The organism is Microbulbifer epialgicus, assembly GCF_041447265.1.
Taxonomy (GTDB): Bacteria; Pseudomonadota; Gammaproteobacteria; order Pseudomonadales; family Cellvibrionaceae; genus Microbulbifer; species Microbulbifer epialgicus.
The window spans coordinates 24775-42685 of sequence record NZ_JBGMEK010000021.1 but is presented as its reverse complement, the minus strand read 5'-3'; the positions used below and the strand labels follow the sequence as shown (position 1 = coordinate 42685).

The 17911-nt window shown below is 51.3% G+C and carries 14 protein-coding genes; 5 read left to right on the top strand and 9 right to left on the bottom strand.

The window, feature by feature from the left end; translation table 11 throughout:
• Nucleotides 1–207: 207 nt before the first annotated feature.
• Complete coding sequence (gene ppsA / locus ACCI49_RS11245; protein WP_371839053.1) at nt 208–2571, bottom strand: phosphoenolpyruvate synthase; 2364 nt, start codon at nt 2569–2571, stop codon at nt 208–210.
• 202 nt (nt 2572–2773) lie between these two features.
• Here ppsA and ppsR point away from each other — a divergent pair, with 202 nt between their 5' ends.
• From ppsR to ACCI49_RS11230, 3 genes are all read left to right on the top strand, one after another.
• Nucleotides 2774–3601 (top strand): posphoenolpyruvate synthetase regulatory kinase/phosphorylase PpsR, encoded by an 828-nt coding sequence (ppsR, locus tag ACCI49_RS11240; protein ID WP_371839052.1) that lies wholly within the window; start codon nt 2774–2776, stop codon nt 3599–3601.
• Between the two features lie 73 nt (nt 3602–3674).
• Nucleotides 3675–5003, top strand: a complete 1329-nt coding sequence (pabB, locus tag ACCI49_RS11235) for an aminodeoxychorismate synthase component I (RefSeq protein WP_371839051.1) — start codon at nt 3675–3677, stop codon at nt 5001–5003.
• Between the two features lie 172 nt (nt 5004–5175).
• The gene (locus ACCI49_RS11230; protein ID WP_371839050.1) at nt 5176–5469 is read left to right on the top strand and encodes a hypothetical protein; all 294 of its coding nucleotides are present in this window, start codon (nt 5176–5178) and stop codon (nt 5467–5469) included.
• Nucleotides 5470–5501: 32 nt separating this feature from the next.
• On the opposite strand, the gene cysB is transcribed toward ACCI49_RS11230, so the two are convergent.
• The 4 genes from cysB to ACCI49_RS11210 all read right to left on the bottom strand — a co-directional run bounded on the left by cysB (nt 5502) and on the right by ACCI49_RS11210 (nt 9422).
• Entirely contained in the window at nt 5502–6473 is a 972-nt protein-coding gene (gene cysB / locus ACCI49_RS11225; RefSeq protein WP_371839049.1) for an HTH-type transcriptional regulator CysB, read from the bottom strand.
• A 207-nt stretch (nt 6474–6680) separates the two neighbouring features.
• Nucleotides 6681–7583, bottom strand: coding sequence for a 5'-nucleotidase (locus ACCI49_RS11220; RefSeq protein WP_371839048.1), 903 nt, complete (start codon nt 7581–7583; stop codon nt 6681–6683).
• The gene (locus ACCI49_RS11215; protein WP_371839047.1) at nt 7583–7783 is read right to left on the bottom strand and encodes a hypothetical protein; all 201 of its coding nucleotides are present in this window, start codon (nt 7781–7783) and stop codon (nt 7583–7585) included. The genes ACCI49_RS11220 and ACCI49_RS11215 overlap by 1 nt, the downstream gene beginning before the upstream one ends.
• Before the next feature lie 349 nt (nt 7784–8132).
• On the bottom strand, nt 8133–9422 hold the full coding sequence (locus tag ACCI49_RS11210; RefSeq protein ID WP_371839046.1) for an NAD(P)/FAD-dependent oxidoreductase: 1290 nt from the start codon (nt 9420–9422) through the stop codon (nt 8133–8135).
• A 229-nt stretch (nt 9423–9651) separates the two neighbouring features.
• Here ACCI49_RS11210 and ACCI49_RS11205 point away from each other — a divergent pair, with 229 nt between their 5' ends.
• Both ACCI49_RS11205 and ACCI49_RS11200 read left to right on the top strand, forming a co-directional pair.
• Nucleotides 9652–10986 (top strand): glutamine synthetase family protein, encoded by a 1335-nt coding sequence (locus ACCI49_RS11205; RefSeq protein WP_371839045.1) that lies wholly within the window; start codon nt 9652–9654, stop codon nt 10984–10986.
• Between the two features lie 424 nt (nt 10987–11410).
• Complete coding sequence (locus tag ACCI49_RS11200) at nt 11411–13540, top strand: M4 family metallopeptidase (RefSeq protein ID WP_371839044.1); 2130 nt, start codon at nt 11411–11413, stop codon at nt 13538–13540.
• 110 nt (nt 13541–13650) lie between these two features.
• Here ACCI49_RS11200 and ACCI49_RS11195 read toward each other — a convergent pair whose 3' ends face one another.
• From ACCI49_RS11195 to ACCI49_RS11180, 4 genes are all read right to left on the bottom strand, one after another.
• Entirely contained in the window at nt 13651–15309 is a 1659-nt protein-coding gene (locus tag ACCI49_RS11195; protein ID WP_371839043.1) for an alanine/glycine:cation symporter family protein, read from the bottom strand.
• Nucleotides 15310–15418: 109 nt separating this feature from the next.
• Nucleotides 15419–16444, bottom strand: coding sequence for a D-cysteine desulfhydrase family protein (locus ACCI49_RS11190; RefSeq protein WP_371839075.1), 1026 nt, complete (start codon nt 16442–16444; stop codon nt 15419–15421).
• 338 nt (nt 16445–16782) lie between these two features.
• Complete coding sequence (gene yajC / locus ACCI49_RS11185; RefSeq protein WP_371839042.1) at nt 16783–17115, bottom strand: preprotein translocase subunit YajC; 333 nt, start codon at nt 17113–17115, stop codon at nt 16783–16785.
• A 111-nt stretch (nt 17116–17226) separates the two neighbouring features.
• Nucleotides 17227–17673, bottom strand: a complete 447-nt coding sequence (locus ACCI49_RS11180) for a helix-turn-helix domain-containing protein (protein ID WP_020415217.1) — start codon at nt 17671–17673, stop codon at nt 17227–17229.
• Nucleotides 17674–17911 lie beyond the last annotated feature (238 nt).

Below are 17911 nucleotides of genomic sequence, written 5' to 3'. Positions count from 1 at the left end.
TTTGAATTTTTTGGTTAAGGTGTGATCGTTAAGTCTCACACAGTTATTGCAGGACAAAGTTTGGCGGTTTCACGGTAATCAGCAACAGCTGACTAACATTTTGACAGTTGCACACCAGGGAGAGCGAAAAAAAATATGGGGAGTTTTCAGGGGATGGGACGCTGATAAACGAAAAAGCAGCCCCAAAGGGCTGCTTTTGGGAGGAAATCAGGCCTCCTCATTGGCCAAAAATAGCCAGGTGTCCACAGCGGTATCAGGGTTCAGGGAAACACTATCTATTCCTTCATTCATCAACCACCGAGCAAAGTCTTTGTGGTCAGATGGGCCCTGGCCACAAATACCGACATATTTGCCGGCCTTCTTACAGGCCTGAATAGCGCGGGACAGCAGCGCCTTCACTGCCGGGTTGCGCTCATCAAATAGATCAGCCACCAAGCCAGAATCTCGGTCCAGCCCCAAAGTGAGCTGAGTCAGGTCATTTGAACCAATGGAGAACCCATCGAAATGTTGCAGGAACTCCTCAGCCAGTAGGGCATTGGAGGGCAGCTCACACATCATAATGACTTTAAGTCCACCCTCACCGCGACGCAGGCCATTATCAGCGAGCAAGCCGACAACTTCCTCGGCCTCTTCCGGGGTACGTACGAAGGGCACCATAATTTCCACGTTGGTCAAACCCATCTCATCGCGTACTTTTTTCAACGCACGACATTCGAGAGCGAAGCACTGACGGAAATCTTCAGAGCGGTAACGCGCAGCACCGCGGAAACCGAGCATCGGATTTTCTTCGCTGGGTTCATACAATTGGCCACCGACCAGATGCGCATATTCATTTGACTTAAAGTCTGACAGGCGAACAATAACCCGGTTGGGGGCAAAAGCAGCGGCCAGGGTAGCAATCCCCTCCACCAGCTTCTCGACAATGAAATCTTCGGCAGAAGCGTAACCACCGATGCGTTCACGGATATTTTGCTGTAGGTCCTCCGGCAGACTATCCAGCTCCAGGAGTGCCTTAGGATGAATACCAATCATGCGGTTCAGGATAAACTCCAGACGCGCCAGGCCAACACCCTGGTTGGGCAGATGGCTAAACGCAAATGCGCGATCCGGGTTGCCCACATTGAGCATAATTTTGAAAGGCAGATCTGGCATTTCAGAAACTTCAGTTTCCTCACGCTGAAAATCCAGCTCTCCAGACATCACGAACCCGGTATCGCCCTCTGCACAAGACACCGTGACCGGAGTACCGGTTTCCAGCAACTCAGTAGCGTTGCCACAGCCCACTACAGCAGGAATACCCAGCTCACGGGCAATAATTGCAGCGTGACAGGTACGGCCACCACGGTTGGTAACGATCGCGCTGGCCTTCTTCAGTACTGGCTCCCAGTCTGGATCGGTCATATCGGTCACCAGGACTTCACCATCCTGCATAGCAGCCATATCTTCCACAGACCTCAATTTACGCACACGGCCGGCACCAATACGTTGGCCAATCGCCCGGCCCTCGCACAACACTTCACCCCGCTCTTGCAAGCTGTAGCGCTCTATATTGGTGCCTTGGTCACGGGAACGCACGGTCTCCGGGCGCGCCTGTACTATAAACAGTTCGCCGGTGTCGCCATCTTTGGCCCACTCAATATCCATCGGGCGGCCATAGTGCTCTTCGATTTTACGAGCCTGCACAGCCAAACTGGTCAATTCTGCATCATTGAGGGCGAAGCGTTGTCGGTCCTCTTCCGCCACTTGCACAGTTTTTACCGAGCGGCCACACTCACCGCTCTGGTCGTACACCATCTTGATCGCCTTGCTGCCGCGATTGCGGCGCAGGATTGCTGGGCGGCCGGTATCCAAAGCAGGCTTGTACAGATAGAATTCATCAGGGTTTACCGCCCCCTGCACCACTGTCTCACCCAGACCGAAGGCAGCAGTGATAAAGATTACATCGCGAAAACCGCTCTCTGTATCCAGGGTGAACATTACACCGGCAGCCCCGGTCTCACTGCGCACCATGTGCTGGATACCAGCAGACAGGGCTACCCCCACATCCGCATAACCTGTATGTACCCGGTAAGCAATAGCGCGATCGTTATAGAGAGAAGCAAAGACTTCCTTTACCGCTTGCAATACTGCATCAACACCTCGGATGTTTAGGAAGGTCTCCTGCTGGCCTGCGAAAGAAGCATCCGGCAAGTCTTCTGCTGTTGCGGAGGAGCGCACAGCGACAGCGGTCTCACCGCCGCCCAAAGCCTCATATCCATCACGAATCTCTTTTTCAAGCTGAGCAGGGAACGGAGTTTGCAGAATCCAGTTGCGAATTTCGTCGCCTGCCTTCGCCAGCTCCACAACATCACCAACGTCCAACCCTTTCAGACGCTCGGCGATTCGCTGTTCTAACTGTTCGTGGGCGAGGAAAGCCCGGAAGGCCTCCGCGGTAGTTGCAAAGCCGCCTGGCACACTCACGCCAGCACCGGCGAGTGAAGATATCATCTCGCCGAGTGATGCGTTTTTACCGCCGACCTTGTCGACATCGTCCATACCCAGTTTTGCGAAGTCGATGGTGAAGTTCGTCAAGTGAAGCCCCTCTGAAATCAGGTATTAGTGGGCGCTGATTATAAGGATGAGTCTTGTAAAAAATAGCCCGTAAAAGATGGCAAAAATGTTGTAAATTTTCTACAAGATATACAGTGCCAAAGAATAAAAGATCTTTTGTCGCCCCCCTTCTATACTGGGCACTTCCTCGCCACCTGGCTTTGCTGATAAATAGAGAAGAAACATGGCAAAAGACAAGCGTACTGCCTTTTTTATTTCCGACGGAACCGGCCTGACAGTGGAGGCTATAGGCCACAGCCTGTTAGCGCAATTCCAGGACCAGCATGTCGAGCAGGTAACCCTGCCCTACATCGATTCCACCGAAAAGGTACAACAGGCGCTCCAGCGTATTGAGAAAGCCGCAAGAGAATCTGGACTACAACCGATCATTATCACCAGTATTGTTTCAGACAAGATCCGCGACCAGCTTCACCAAAGCCCGGCCTTGATGCTGGATATTTTCGAAAATTATCTGACACCACTAGCCAACTTATTCGGCCGCGACCCGGCTCAAACAGTCAATGTCTCCCACGGCATTGCAGACAATCGCCGCTATAGTGAGCGCATTGATGCGGTGCACTTCGCTATCGACAATGATGATGGCCGCAGGATTAGTGAATTTGAGCAGGCCGATGTGATACTCCTCGGCGTGTCCAGATCCGGCAAAACACCGACTTGCTTGTACCTGGCCCTTCAGTTCGGCCTGCGGGCCGCTAACTACCCCATTACTGAAGAGGACATGGACTCCACCACTCTGCCGAAGATTTTACGCCCTTATCGCCAGAAGCTATTTGGATTGACCATAAAGCCTGAACGCCTGATGCAGATTCGACAGGAAAGGCGCGCCAACAGCCGCTACGCTTCTAAAGAGCAGTGTGAATTCGAAGTGCGCCAGGTCGAACAGATGTTACGCCGAGCCCAGGTGCCCTTCCTCAATGCCACACAACTTTCGGTGGAGGAGCTCGCTACCCGCCTGATGTCCCAGGCCGGAATCGAACGCAGAATTGACTAAAGAGCCACTCAGTCTTTTCACACCGCCGCAAAGTGTGTAGTGTGCGCCGTCTTGCGGACAGCCATGTTTTGATATGCAAATTGTTTCCCTGCCCTATTCACTGAACTCTGCAACAGCCTTTGCGACAGTAGCGGATCTGCCCGCCCCGGTCTGGCTCGATAGTGGCCGGCCACTCAGCAATGGGCGCTTTGATATTATCAGCGCCGATCCGCTGAATACCCTGGAGTTAAGCGCTGAAAGCCCGGAGCCATTTTTGCAGTTGGATGACTTAACTTGTGAGCTTTGCCCTCAAGATCGCGACTCACAACTGCCATTTTGTGGCGGTGCAATCGGCTACGCAGGCTATGAACTTGGTGTAGAGGGCAACTATCTGCCCGCAGATACCCGCTCAACTGACTTACCGGCAGGGTATTTCGGCCTTTACGGCTGGGCCTATATTGCCGACCACCAATTGGGCAGCAGCCACTTGGTATTTCACCCCGCCTGTCCCGGTCGACAGGTGCGAGAATTGACCCGCCGCTTTGAGTCAGTGGAGTGGGTGAAGCCCCTGATGCCAGGCAAGTTTCGACTGCTGGCACCCTTCGAGCATGAACTCAGCGCCTCAGATTACTGCGTGCGAATCGAGCGTATTCTTGAATATATTGCCGCCGGTGATATTTACCAGGCCAACTTCACCCAGCGTTTTTGCGCTCCCTACGAAGGGGATCTTTTTGGCGCCTATCTGGCGCTGCGGACACGTGCAGCGGGGCCCTTCTCGGCCTATATGAAACTGCCCCAAGGCAGCCTGCTAAGCATGTCACCGGAGCGTTTCATTCGAGCAGACGGCAGCAGCCTGCGCACAGAGCCCATCAAAGGTACCGCCGCCAGGGTCACCGATCCGGTGAAGGACCAACGCGCGGCATCTATTTTGCAGAAAAGCCCCAAGGATCGCGCCGAGAACTTGATGATCGTGGATTTATTGCGCAACGACTTCAGTAAGTTGTGCCGTAGTGGCAGCGTGCGAGTCCCGGAGCTGTTTCAACTGGCTAGCTTTGCCAATGTCCATCACCTGGTAAGTGTGATAACCGGTGAAATGCCCGAGGATGCCGCCTATAGTGATTTGCTTACCGCCTGCTTTCCCGGTGGCTCTATCACTGGCGCACCTAAGCGGCGCTCAATGGAGGTCATTCGCGAGTTGGAGTCCAGCCCCCGAGGCATCTATTGCGGCAGTATCGGCTATATCAGTAGCTGTGGTCGTGCAGACACGAATATTGCCATTCGCACCTTCAGCGCCAGCAATGGCCGCATGACGTGTGCGGCGGGTGGCGGCATCGTCGCGGATTCAGATCCCGCAGATGAGCACCGCGAATGCTTGGCTAAGGTGCGGCTGCTTTTGGACACTGCCGAGCAATTTCTGTGCTAACCACTTCTCCCGGGCATTCCAGGGTCTCCCAGAAAGCAAAAATATGTAGCACAGCTACAGTTTTTGGTTATAAGTCTATCCTAGATTGATATTTCAAAGTTATTAGGCCCTTTGATAGATTCAAAAGCACTAGCACCGATCCCGGTGCTGAAACCAGATCAAGGAATTTATTGTGAAGATCACGCTGGTTAAAAAAATACTCGACGATGGCTCCCTCTGCACCAAGTGCCGCGATGTGCAGGAGAAGCTCGAGGGGAATGATCAACTGAAGTTTATCGATCAGACATTGATAGCCGATGTGCGCGATCCACAAAGCCCGGGCATGAAGATTGCCCAACAATATAAAGTAGAGCGCGCACCTTTCTTTGTGGTTGAAAATGAAGGCCAGAAAGCGGAAATTTTTACCGTTTACTTCAAATTCGCCAAAGAGGTTTTGCAGCCATTGATCCAGGTAGAGGCCTCCTGACCTCTACCCCCTCCCCGCTCGCACCCTCCAACTTAATAAACCGGTAGCTCCAGCTCAGAGAAAAGTGCGTCCACTTCTGCCCGGGAAGTGGCATGAGCGGCTTTGTCTACCAGCTCACGGGTAAGGTGCGGGGCAAACTGCTGGATAAATTCATACATAAAGCCACGCAGAAAAATTCCCTTACGGAAGCCAATCTTCGTTACGCTGGACTCAAATAGATTACTGGCATCCAAAGCCACAAGATCCTCGTCCTCTCCATCCACCGCCATATCTGCCACTATACCAATCCCGAGGCCGAGACGGACGTAGGTCTTGATCACGTCCGCATCCGCAGCGGTAAACACCACTTTCGGTGACAAACCTTTCTCGAGGAAAGCCTCATCCAGTTTTGAACGCCCGGTAAAACCGAAAACATAAGTAACAATCGGGTACTTGGCGACCTCTTCAAGATCCAGCTTGCTGACTTGGCACAGCGGATGGTCTTTCGGTACCAGCACGCAGCGGTTCCACCGGTAAACCGGCATCATCACCAAATCGCTGAACAGCTCCAGGGCCTCGGTGGCGATGGCAAAATCCGCAGTACCATCCGCTGCCATCTCTGAAATCTGCATGGGCGTGCCCTGATGCATATGCAGGGAAACATCGGGATAACGAGAGATAAAAAGCTTGATCACCGGCGGCAGCGCATAACGAGCCTGGGTGTGGGTAGTGGCTACCGCAAGGCTGCCCTTCCTATCATTGCTGAATTCCTGGGCAACCTGCTTAATATTCTCAACCTTGCGCATTATTTCGCCGGCGGTTTTTAAGATTGCCTCACCGGCAGGGGTCACCCTGGTAAGATGCTTGCCACTGCGCGCAAAGATTTCCACTCCAAGCTCATCTTCAAGCAGGCGAATCTGTTTACTGATGCCTGGCTGGGAGGTATAGAGGCTCTGCGCAGTAGCAGAAACGTTGAGGTCGTGATGCGCCACTTCCCAGATATATCGCAACTGCTGCAGCTTCATAGGTCCTCCCTTGTATCACTCACCCCACCCCAGGACGAGCGCAACCCTGACAGAAAAAGTGTTAGTTATAAAAAGCATCTTGAGTTATGCGAGAAAAGAATAGCAGCGAATCAAAGTCCAGGCCATCAGACAGTTGAATATCCGGCGAAGAGTCGCGAGTGTCAATCGACTTTGGGAGATCTATCTCATTCTGGCGGCTTAATTCGATCAAGCGTCAACATTAGCAATTCCGTGGGGCACGTGGCCCGTTGCAACATGCTCGGCTGCAGAAGCACATTGAGCCGGCTGATCATCGAAAAAGACATCTGCACCAAAAGCGCGCAAGAATTCACCTTTTGGTAGCCCCCCCAAAAACACTGATTCATCCACACGGATATCCCAGGCGCGCAAAGTACGAATGACACGCTCATGTGCCGGAGCAGACCTCGCCGTGACCAGCGCTGTGCGAATCGGGCAACTATCCAGCTCAAACTCTGCCTGCAGTTTCTGCAACGCTTCGAGAAACCCTTTAAATGGTCCGCCACCCAGCGGTTTTTGTGCCGACGCACGCTCCGCCTTGGTAAAAGCCACGAGCCCTTCTCGTTTATAAATCCGTTCTGCCTCATCGGAAAATATGACGGCATCGCCATCAAAGGCAAAACGCAGCACGTCATCCCTACGTTTACGGCTGTCACCGGCCACCAGGGTTGCCGCCGCCACGCCCTGATCCAGAGCGCGCCGCACATCCACACCATCCGCAGACAAAAACAGGTTGCACCCAAAGGGCCCAATATAGCGATAAGGGCTCTCACCATTGCAAAAAGCCGCGCGGGTTATATCCAGGCCGTAGTATTCAATGGAATTGAACACCCGCAAGCCAGTGTCTGCACTATTGCGGGAAAGCAAAATAACTTCCACTCGGGGCTCCCCCCCAAGCAGCTCATTAATTTTTAAAAGCTTCTCTACCAATGGAAAGGCATCGCCCTTCTCCAGCACATCATTTTCCCGTTCAATCTGATAACGGGAAAACGCCTGTAATCCCTGCTCTTCAAACACCCGATGGCTTTCACCCAGGTTAAAAAGCGCACGTGAGGAAATTGCAATTACCAGCTTGTCCGGTCGAGCAGCCATCAGGGTGCCTCCACATCATCCAGCCCTTGGGGCTTGATCTCTTTACGTCGCCTATCAAGCAGGACAAACAACATTCGCTGCAGATCCTCAAGAGTGCGTTCAGCACGGCTCTCCGCTTGATTGGCCACAACCAGCTGCAGAACATGATTCACACGGGTAATCATGAAAGTGGTCAGGTCGTTTTGCCCTACGTCCCTCAAGTGAGCCTCGCAGTGTTCAGAATCTGGCGGGGCCTCTCTCGAGCGCGGGCCTAAACAGGTTCGTGCCTGGGAATAAGCCGGCTTTTGCGTTTTCGTTATTCTGAGTGGTACAAGCACAGGCTCCCAGGTTTCAATCCGTGGCATTTTATCATCAAAGCCAGTTCTAACTACTGGGCAGGAACCAAAGAATACTCTCCTCTCACGACACGCTGTGGATACATCCTTGCATGCTCGTAATCAGCATCCATGTCCCTTACGGCCCCGGGTCAAGTGTATTCTTCCCCTCCGCCTTTTTTGTATGTCAAGCTGACTTCAGATCGCTGCGTACTCCTTGAACGGAGGCAAATTGTCAGCGCCCAAATCTGTCCAGCAGACTGTGATAAAGCATACCCAGTACCAATCCCGGCCAGCGCAGTAGAGTGCCACCAGGAAAGGTTTCCGTAGGTATTCGTGCCATGATATCGAAGCGCTCTTCGGTTCCGGCAATCACCTCAGCCAGGAGCTTGCCAGCAAAAGTTGCTGTGGGGACACCATGGCCAGAGTAGCCCTGGCTATAGAATACGTTCGGCTCCAGCCGACCCATATGCGGCATGCGGTTCATTGTGATAGCCAGAGTTCCCCCCCAACCATAATCAATCTGTGTTGTCTCCAGTTGCGGGTACACTTTTAACATATTCTTGCGCACAAACCGGCGGATATTCGAGGGGAAGCGAGAGGTGTAATTCTCCCCCCCGCCAAAGATCAAGCGGTTATCCTCGGATAGCTTCCAGTAATTGATAACAAAGAGGGTATCCTGCACTGCATGATCATTGGCGATCAACTCTCTGGCCAAGGACTCTGACAAAGGCTGGGTAGCAAGCACAAAATTGTTAATTGGCATGATCTTGCCGGCCATGCGCGGCTCAAGGTTACCCAGATAGCCATTGCAGGCCAGCACTATATTATTCGCCCTAACCCGCCCCTTTGCGGTTGTCACTTCACAGGGGCCACTTCCTCTGTACTGCAATACGCGGCTGCGCTCAAAGAGTTCAACCCCCATCTCTTTGCAGGCCGCTGCTAATCCCAACGCATAGTTCAAAGGATGCAAATGTAAAGAGCCACTATCCACCTGTGCCCCCAAATAACGCCTGGAACCTATCAGCTCCTGCACTTCCTGTTCATCCGCATAGCGAACCTCGGTATAACCATAACGGTCCTGTAGAAGGTCCGCCTCCTGCCGCAGGTAGTTGTCGTGACTGGGTTTGGCGGCAAGATGCATGATGCCTCGCTTCAAGCCACAGCGAATCTTGTACTTAACAATAAGGCGCTCAACCAACTGCACAGCCTCAATGCCGAACTGCCATAGCCTTTTGGCGATATCAATGCCAAACATTTCCTCCAGGTCACTCTGGCACCGGCGCTGTCCTACGCCCACATGGCCACCATTGCGCCCTGAAGCACCCCATGCCACACGCTCAGCTTCAAGCACTGCCACCTTGTAGCCACGTTCAGCCAGATGCAGCGCTGTTGAAAGTCCTGTGTAACCTGCGCCAATTACGCAAACATCGACGTCAGTAACACCCTCCAGTTGCGGATAGGCAGGAATGACATTTGCGCTTGCAGCGAAATAGGAATCCGTGTGCCCTTGTAGGCCTTTCATCAATGCAAGTCCTTGAATTAATGAAATCAATATTGATCTCAATCTCGCAAAATATGCATCCGCATTTTACTGAATACTAATTCGGCTTTATGCCATTATCAAAGTCAGAACTCCGAAATGCTCTGATGCTCCACTGCTCCGTTAGGCCATTTCCTTTAGATCGCGTGTGGGGTGGTGAGGCATATACTGAATCTACCTCCATACGAGGCACATAAAATACAGGTATGCGATGGACAAAATCACCCGCTGGCTCGCCGAACACGAGATCGCTGAAGTGGAGTGTCTGGTGCCAGACATGTCAGGCAATGCCAGAGGAAAATTCACACCAACGGATAAGTTTCTTAAACAGGACAGCCGGCTCCCCGAGAGCATCCTGGTACAAACAGTCACTGGCGACTTTGTGGATGAACACAACGAGCTGGTAGACCCGGCAGATACCGATATGCTGCTAGTACCCGATCCCGATTCTGTTCGTTTAAACCCTTGGGCCAACGATCCCACTGCTCAAATTATTCATGATTGCTACACACGGGATGGTCGACCACATCCGATTAGCACTCGGAATATTCTCAAATTCGTTCTAGAAAAATATTTGCTAAAAGGCTGGAAACCAATTGTCGCCCCGGAAGTAGAATTTTACTTGGTTAAGCGCAATCTGGACCCTGACGAAAAACTTTCCGCTCCCGTTGGCAGATCTGGCCGCACAGAAAAAACCCGGCAATCCTACAGCATTGATGCAGCCAATGAATATGAACCCATTATTGAAGACATGTATGATTTTTGTGAAGCGCAAGGTCTTGATGCAGACACGTTAATCCATGAATCCGGAACTGCACAAATGGAAATCAATTTTCTTCACGGAGATCCTCTTCAACTGGCCGACCAAATTTTCACATTTAAACGCACAGTCCGAGAGACCGCCCTGCGACATGGAATTTACGCAACCTTCATGGCCAAACCAATGGAAGATGAACCTGGTAGCGCACTGCACCTACACCAGAATGTCATCGATGTAAAAACTGAGAAAAATATTTTTGTGGACGAGACCGGAAAAGAAAATAGTAAATTTCTGCATTTTATCGGCGGGATGCAAAAATATACTCCTGGATTTATAAGCTTTTTTGCCCCAAACGTAAATTCTTACCGACGCTTCACTCCAGAAATGGCAGCGCCAACCAGCTTGCACTGGGGTTATGATAATCGCACCACTGGGTTGAGGGTTCCAGACAGCTCCCCTCAAGGAAAAAGACTGGAAAATCGTTTTCCCGGCGCTGACTGCAACCCCTATCTCGCCATTGCAGCCTCTCTTGCTTGCGGTTATCTGGGAATGATCAATAAAGTGGCACCCAGTGCACCCTATCAGGGCGACTGCTCCATGGAACCCGTCACCTTACCAAGAACACAAGAACACGCACTCAATCTTTTATCGGAATGTGAAGAGGCAGCTGAAATGTTTGGCAGGAAATTCGTAAAAGCATGGAGTGCAATAAAACGTGATGAATATGAAGAATTCAACAGAGTAATAAGCTCATGGGAAAGGGAATACCTACTCCTCAACGTATAGAAAAAAATGATCACAACTTTTTTCTAAAAAAATAATTGCTTGGCGCTCTGCTCATTTAACAGGATTATTTATGCGAATCTAACGAATTTCTTCGGCAGGATATTAATTGCTGATTTGTGACTACCCGAGCAAAAATATCGAAAACAATTCAAATATATAGGTTTGTCATCACCTTTTTGTTGCCAGTATGCGTACGCAAGGTAACCTCAGGTTGCCCGGTAATATCGGGTAACAGGTTTGAGAAAGCGCGCGTCAACACCGCTAATGCGGCCCCACCCCTGACGCCCGGCCATCTTCTGCTGTCTGACCACATTAAAAGATCGAGGTGCTTCGGCCTGGCAGATTTATCGCTATTACCCACATGGGTTTTCCTGGCTTCGAGCACCCGGTTTCATATAAAAAAGTTATAAAGGGAAAGCTAGCAATGAAGCATCTAGTAGGAGTTACCTGCACTTTAGCCTTGGCTATCAGTGCCCAGGCCGCCGACCGTATCCCAGCCACCCCGGATATGCTCTCGTCCCAAACGCTGACATCGGTCGCAGGGTCCGACATGGCCCTAGTGAAAGTACGTGAGCGCACTCTCGGAAATGGCAAAACAATTGCCCGTTATCAACAGACCCATAAGGGCATTCCTGTCTGGGGCCAGACAGTAACGAGTTCCGGCCAGGGCCTGATTACCGAAGTTCACGGCAATGTACTTACTGGCCTTGAACTCGAAGTGCCGACTGTTCGCGCAGCTATCGATAGCGACAATGCCATCGACCGCGCTATGCGTCACCAGATCACTGAACGGGTTCAGCAGGGCATTATGCAGGGTGCACTGTCACTGCCAGTCCTAAAACTGGAAGCCCAAAATCAGAAAAAAGAACTCTATGTCTATATCAATGAACAAGATGAAGCACGTCTTGCCTACTTGGTAAACTGGGTAGAGTATGGAGATGAACCGCGCCGCCCATTCTACTTCATTGATGCAATGACTGGTGAAGTAATCAAGCACTGGGATGGCCTCACCTTCAAGGATGCCCAAGGCCCCGGGGGCAACCAGAAGACCGGCCGCTACGAGTACGGCACCGACTTCCCATCAATGGAAGTGACTGATGACTGCCGCATGAGTACAACTAATGTTGAAACCGTAGATTTAAACCATGCGACCAGCGGCGGCAGTATTCACCAGTTCCCCTGTTCCTACAATGATCATAAGGAAATAAATGGTGCTTATTCTCCGCTGAATGATGCCCACTTCTTTGGCAATGTGGTCTTCAATATGTTCAGCGATTGGTACGACACTTCGCCACTCACACAGAAGCTGCGCCTGCGGGTTCACTACAGTAGTAATTACGAAAATGCCTTCTGGGATGGCAGCCAGATGACCTTCGGTGATGGCCGCAACACTTTCTATCCGCTGGTTAGCCTGGACGTTACTGCACACGAAGTCAGCCATGGCTTTACCGAGCAGAACTCAAATCTTGAGTACAGCCGGCAACCTGGAGGCATCAATGAGGCCTTCTCCGATATCTCAGGTGAGGCTGCCGAGTACTTTATGACCGGTAGCAATGACTGGCTGGTTGGAGCACAAATCTTCAAAGCTGATGGAGCGCTGCGCTATTTTGAAGATCCCACGCAAGATGGTAGATCTATCGGACATGCGAGCGACTACTACGATGGCATGGACGTACACTATAGTTCTGGCGTCTACAACCGCGCTTTTTACCTGCTTGCCAATACCAGTGGCTGGAATACCAAAACAGCATTTGATGCCTTTGTCCTCGCCAATCAGATGTACTGGGGCCAGTATTCTGACTACGATGAGGCCGCCTGTGGTGTCGTATCCGCAGCGGAGGATTTAGGATATAACTCGTCAGATGTCACTGCAGCATTCGATACAGTGGGCGTTACCTGTGATGATACCCCTCCCCCCCCTCCCGGTGAATTGGAGAACGGGCAATCAGTAGATGGTTTGTCTGGTAGTTCCGGCGATGAATTTCACTACACCATGGATGTACCAGCAGGTGCTACTGACCTGAGCTTCGCTATGTCAGGCGGAAGCGGTGATGCAGACCTCTATGTACGCTTCGGTGCTGCTCCAACGACTTCCTCTTACGACTGTCGCCCATTCAGCAGTGGCAACAACGAGACCTGTGACATCGCTGATGGAGACGTACAGGCTGGCACCTACTATGTGATGGTACGCGGCTACAGCTCCTTCTCCGGTGTGAGCCTGGTAGGTAGCTTTTCTGGCGGTGACGATGGTGGTTCAAGCAGCTGGGAAGAATCAAATCTTTCTGGCTCTGAGGGAGAGTGGCAGCACTTCACTCTTGAGGTAGGTAGCGATGCCACATCTATCACTGCAACCATGTCTGGCGGAAGTGGTGATAGTGATCTCTATGTTCGCTACGGATCTGCACCAACGCGTAACAACTGGGATTGCCGCCCATACGAGTGGGGTAATGATGAGAGCTGCAGCATGAGCAACCCACAGACTGGTACTTGGCACATCAGTATCCGTGGTTACTCCTCCTACTCAGGCGTAACTCTCAGCGCCAAGGCAGAATAATAGATTTTGTTGAGTAGGCTTGGTTTAACCCGGAAGCCATACCGGCCGGGTCATAACCAAAAAAGGCAGCCACCTGGCTGCCTTTTTGGATTTGATCCAAGAAAATCCCACTATTTATGGCTTGGGTCCTTCCAGTAGTCCTTGACGGTATCTTTCATTTCCTTCGCCAACACGGATATACCGAATAGGTTGGGTAAGGTCATGATTACAATTGCTACCGCAGAAAGGTTCCAGATAACCGTGGTGTCCTCGATCGCCGCCCAAAAAAATGCGATTACATATACAATCCGATATGGCATCACCGCTTTAGGGCCAAACAGATAGATCATGGATCGGTCGCCGTAGTAAGACCAAGCGATAGCGGTTGAGAAGGCAAACAGCAGGATCCCCAGGGTAACGATCAGGCCACCATAGTCCCCAAAGAAACCGCGCTGAAAAGCCTTGTTAGTAAGCGCAACGGAATGGACCAAGGATTTACCCCAAATATCCACATCCTCATTGGCGAATTTACCGTCCACCACATTGAGAACACCACTGAATTCGTCATCGCCTACGCGGAAATCCAGATCCTCGGCAATAGAACGCGCATGGATCAGTGTAAAGTCCTGAGCATTCAGCGGGTGTCCATCAGTCACAACCACTGAGCCATTGTAGGCTTCAACATCACTGGGCTGGCCACTCAGGTAGCTGAACAACTGCTTCACTTCTGCTGGATTTTCTTCACTATAGTTACCAGCCACCACATAAGTATCCGCACCTTCAAACAGGTTCTCATGCTTCTCAGTCCAAACACCGGATGAAAGGATCACCAAGCCGGTCAAGGTACAGATAATAATGGTATCGATAAACGGTTCGAGCAGTGAAACCATACCCTCGGAAACAGGTTCATCGGCACGTGCCGCAGCGTGGGCAATGGGCGCAGACCCCTGCCCCGCTTCATTGGAAAAGAGCCCCCGGTTAACACCGCGGTTAAAAGCATAAGCGAAACTGGCACCCAAGAAACCTCCCACTGCAGCACTACCATTAAAGGCATCCCTGAATACAGCAACGAAAGAAGGGATAATATTTTCGATATTGTAAAAAATCACCCCTAAAGCGCCTACCACGTAGATCAGTGCCATCGCGGGAACAATAGTGGAGGTCACTTTGGCGATCCGAGTAATACCACCGATGATTACCATACCCAGCAAAATAGCAAGTACACCACCGGTCAGCGCTTTCTCAATACCAAAAGAGTCATGCATCGCCTGGGCGATGTTATTCACTTGGGGCAGGCTTCCAGTACCGAAAGAGCAAATTACAGTGGCAATGGCAAACATTACTGCCAACCACTTCATATTGAGACGGCGCTCCATATAGAACATGGGGCCACCAGCGTAGTAACCATCTGCCGCTTTTATACGATACTTATGCGAGAGAGTTACCTCGACAAACTTGGTTGTCATACCCAGGAAAGCGGTCATCCACATCCAGAACAACGCTGCTGGGCCGCCCAAGAAGATAGCGAGGCCCACACCACCAATATTACCGGTACCCACAGTACCGGAAAGCGCGGTGGCCAAGGCCTGGAAGTGCGAGGTATCTCCCGGGTCACCGGGCTTATCGTATTTACCCTGGACAATCTTGATTGCGTGCCCGAAATAGCGAATTTGCGGGAACCCAAGATAAATTGTGAAAAAGAAACCTACCCCGAGCAACACCCAGGGAAACCAAGGTGCTGAACCGAGCATGCCGTCCAATGACAGCAGCAGTTGATTAAAGGAATCCAAGCTAACCCCCCACTCCTCTGAATTAATTCTGATTGTTTTATATACAGCTACAGCCGTAATTTGTTGCGCAGGTTAGCAGCTTACGCTGCACTAGAACAGTAACGGGGGGCTAATCCTGTTGAAATGAAAAATTTTTCCGGTAGGGGAATAGAGAAAATTGCCCGCCAGTGTGGACAAAAACCACATTGCTACAACCTTGATAAATACCATTGCGTAGCTGTTGTAAAAGTCCATGAAAGGCTTTGCCTGTATAGACCGGGTCGAGCAAAATTCCCTCAAGGCTGGCCACTTCAATAATTGTCTGGTAGACCTCAGGATCCGCCACTCCATATCCAGGCCCAATGTAGTTCGCATTCACACCAACCTTTAGAGATGACAGATCAAGATCAATTCCCGTCAAGCGGCTCCAGTGACTGATATCCTCGCGAACTTTACTCTGGAAGTAGGCAGCGCTATCACATACCGCGTATCCGGTAACCCCGGTTTTAACCTGGAGTAACTGGCAACCCAGAGTCAACCCCGCCTGGGTTCCTCCGCTGCCAGTGGCACAGACGATATGCTCTGGCTCAAAACCTTGACTGCTGTAATCCTCTATTAACTCCTGCGAAGCAGCCAGGTAACCCCAAATGCCCAACCCATCACTGGCGCCAGTCGGAATACAAAGAGAGTGATGGCCGTGGGCAAGGTATTCCTCGTGCCAATAGGCAAAAATCTGCTCCAGGTTAGCTGCATACTCACTGGGTGAATAGATGGATACATTCGCGCCAGCGAGATGGTCCAACAACAGGTTCCCATCCACTGCAGTATCCGGCTCACCTCGCAGTATAAGGTGCACCCCAAGTCCAAGGCGCGCACCGACAAGCGCCGTAGTCCGACAATGGTTGGACTGAGCTCCACCACAGGTAATCAAGGTATCACAACCCCGGCTGAGTGCCTCTGCAGCAACAAACTCCAGCTTGCGCAGTTTGTTACCAGACATCCCAAATTCAGTCAGGTCGTCCCTTTTTACCCAGATTCTGGGGCCATCAAAAGGGAGGGAGTAACGCTCACTGATTCGAACAAGAGGCTGCAGTGGTGTTGGCAGGTTGCCAAGACAAAGGCGCTCAGGCAACTCGACAGGCAGGCTTTTGGGCACAACAGACTCCTTTTCTAAGGACTGGGCTAATAGTGGCGTCAATGCTCTTTCCGCACTTCCAAAATTACCGTAGTAGAAAGGATTAATTGGAGGCGAAAACTGCTTTCGTCATAATTCGAGAGCCCACCTGAATTTTGTATAAATCTGAAAAGCCCACTACTTTTTTGATTATCGCGGGCTCCGATTCACATTGACTATTACCTTACACTGCTCTTCCAAGAGGTTTTTTCTTTATGGGAAAACATAGGTTGCAAAGAATCAAGCTCACAGAAACGAGAAAGCCCGGCAATCGCCGGGCTTTCTCAACTGGACAATCATAAGATCAAGCCAAAAAACTATCAGATCTTTTTAATTGTACCTTTTGGCAAAACAGCGTGAACTGCCACTTTCTGGAATTTCAAGGACATGTTGTCCGCAACTTCCAGAACAATGTAGTCTTCATCCACCTTATCAACACGGCCGAGCATACCGCTGCTCATCACCACTTCATCACCTTTTTTCAGGGCGCCAACCAGCTCCTGGTGCTCCTTTTGACGCTTGCGTTGAGGGCGAATAATAAAAAACCACATGAACGCGAACAGGCCTGCAAACATCAGCAGTGTAATCATTGGATTACCTTGTGGTGCCGGCGCGGTTTGCTGTGCCATGGCAGAGGGAATAAAAAAGCTCATGCAAAACCTCAAAGAGTCAGCTTATAAAATTGCCGCCAACTCTAACGGGTTTACCACGCGGAGGCAACGGATTGGGCCGATCCCAAAAGGATCGGCCCAATCAATTTGCACTCAAAAGCGTTGGCGGACCTGACGGCGATAGCCAGTTGGCGACATACCTGTCCAGCGTTTAAAGGCGCTGGTAAAGCTGGTTCTGTCAGAGAAATCGAGAATCCTTGAGATTCCGTCAACACTGAGCGCAGTGTCCTTGAGGAAGTGCACCGCATGGCGGAAGCGCACGTGATCACGCAATGAGGCAAAGCTCAGGTTGTGCTCCTGCAAACGACGCTGCAAAGTCCGGGTGGACATGCTTAAGTCAGATGCAACGGGGCGGATTGCGAGGGAGGCCTTGCCGATGCGCTGCTCAAGCACATCGATCACCCTGGCAGCAATGCCAAAGCTGGTAGCCTCCGGGGGAGCCAGCAGCTGGTCGAGAATATTCGGGTCACCGGATATCCTGGCCTGCTGGAGGGATTTGTCTTCAGAGAGCGAAGTCTGGTCGGGCTGAGTATGGTTCATCGAGCTGCTCCTTTTGAGTTCCGTGAGCCGCAGTTATTTTTCTATGTCCGCGTCCAGCGAATCCCGGTTGCCCTTGCCCACACCAACTTCTTCGGCGGACTACTACTCGATGCGGGATGCACCTAAAACAGACATCGAATCCTTCACAGAGATGTACAATTTTTAAACTAACCGCTCCGACAATACCCCACAGAGAAATACTCTCTTGCCGGCGCACCTTTCCTTTACAACGACCAGT

What these genes read in the sequence shown, in the direction of transcription:
- ACCI49_RS11210 (WP_371839046.1), bottom strand. Translation starts at nt 9,422, where the DNA reads ATGAAAGGCCTACAAGGGCACACGGATTCCTATTTCGCTGCAAGCGCA.
- yajC (WP_371839042.1), bottom strand. Translation starts at nt 17,115, where the DNA reads ATGAGCTTTTTTATTCCCTCTGCCATGGCACAGCAAACCGCGCCGGCA.
- cysB (WP_371839049.1), bottom strand. Translation starts at nt 6,473, where the DNA reads ATGAAGCTGCAGCAGTTGCGATATATCTGGGAAGTGGCGCATCACGAC.
- ACCI49_RS11220 (WP_371839048.1), bottom strand. Translation starts at nt 7,583, where the DNA reads ATGGCTGCTCGACCGGACAAGCTGGTAATTGCAATTTCCTCACGTGCG.
- pabB (WP_371839051.1), top strand. Translation starts at nt 3,675, where the DNA reads ATGCAAATTGTTTCCCTGCCCTATTCACTGAACTCTGCAACAGCCTTT.
- ACCI49_RS11205 (WP_371839045.1), top strand. Translation starts at nt 9,652, where the DNA reads ATGGACAAAATCACCCGCTGGCTCGCCGAACACGAGATCGCTGAAGTG.
- ACCI49_RS11180 (WP_020415217.1), bottom strand. Translation starts at nt 17,673, where the DNA reads ATGAACCATACTCAGCCCGACCAGACTTCGCTCTCTGAAGACAAATCC.
- ppsR (WP_371839052.1), top strand. Translation starts at nt 2,774, where the DNA reads ATGGCAAAAGACAAGCGTACTGCCTTTTTTATTTCCGACGGAACCGGC.
- ACCI49_RS11200 (WP_371839044.1), top strand. Translation starts at nt 11,411, where the DNA reads ATGAAGCATCTAGTAGGAGTTACCTGCACTTTAGCCTTGGCTATCAGT.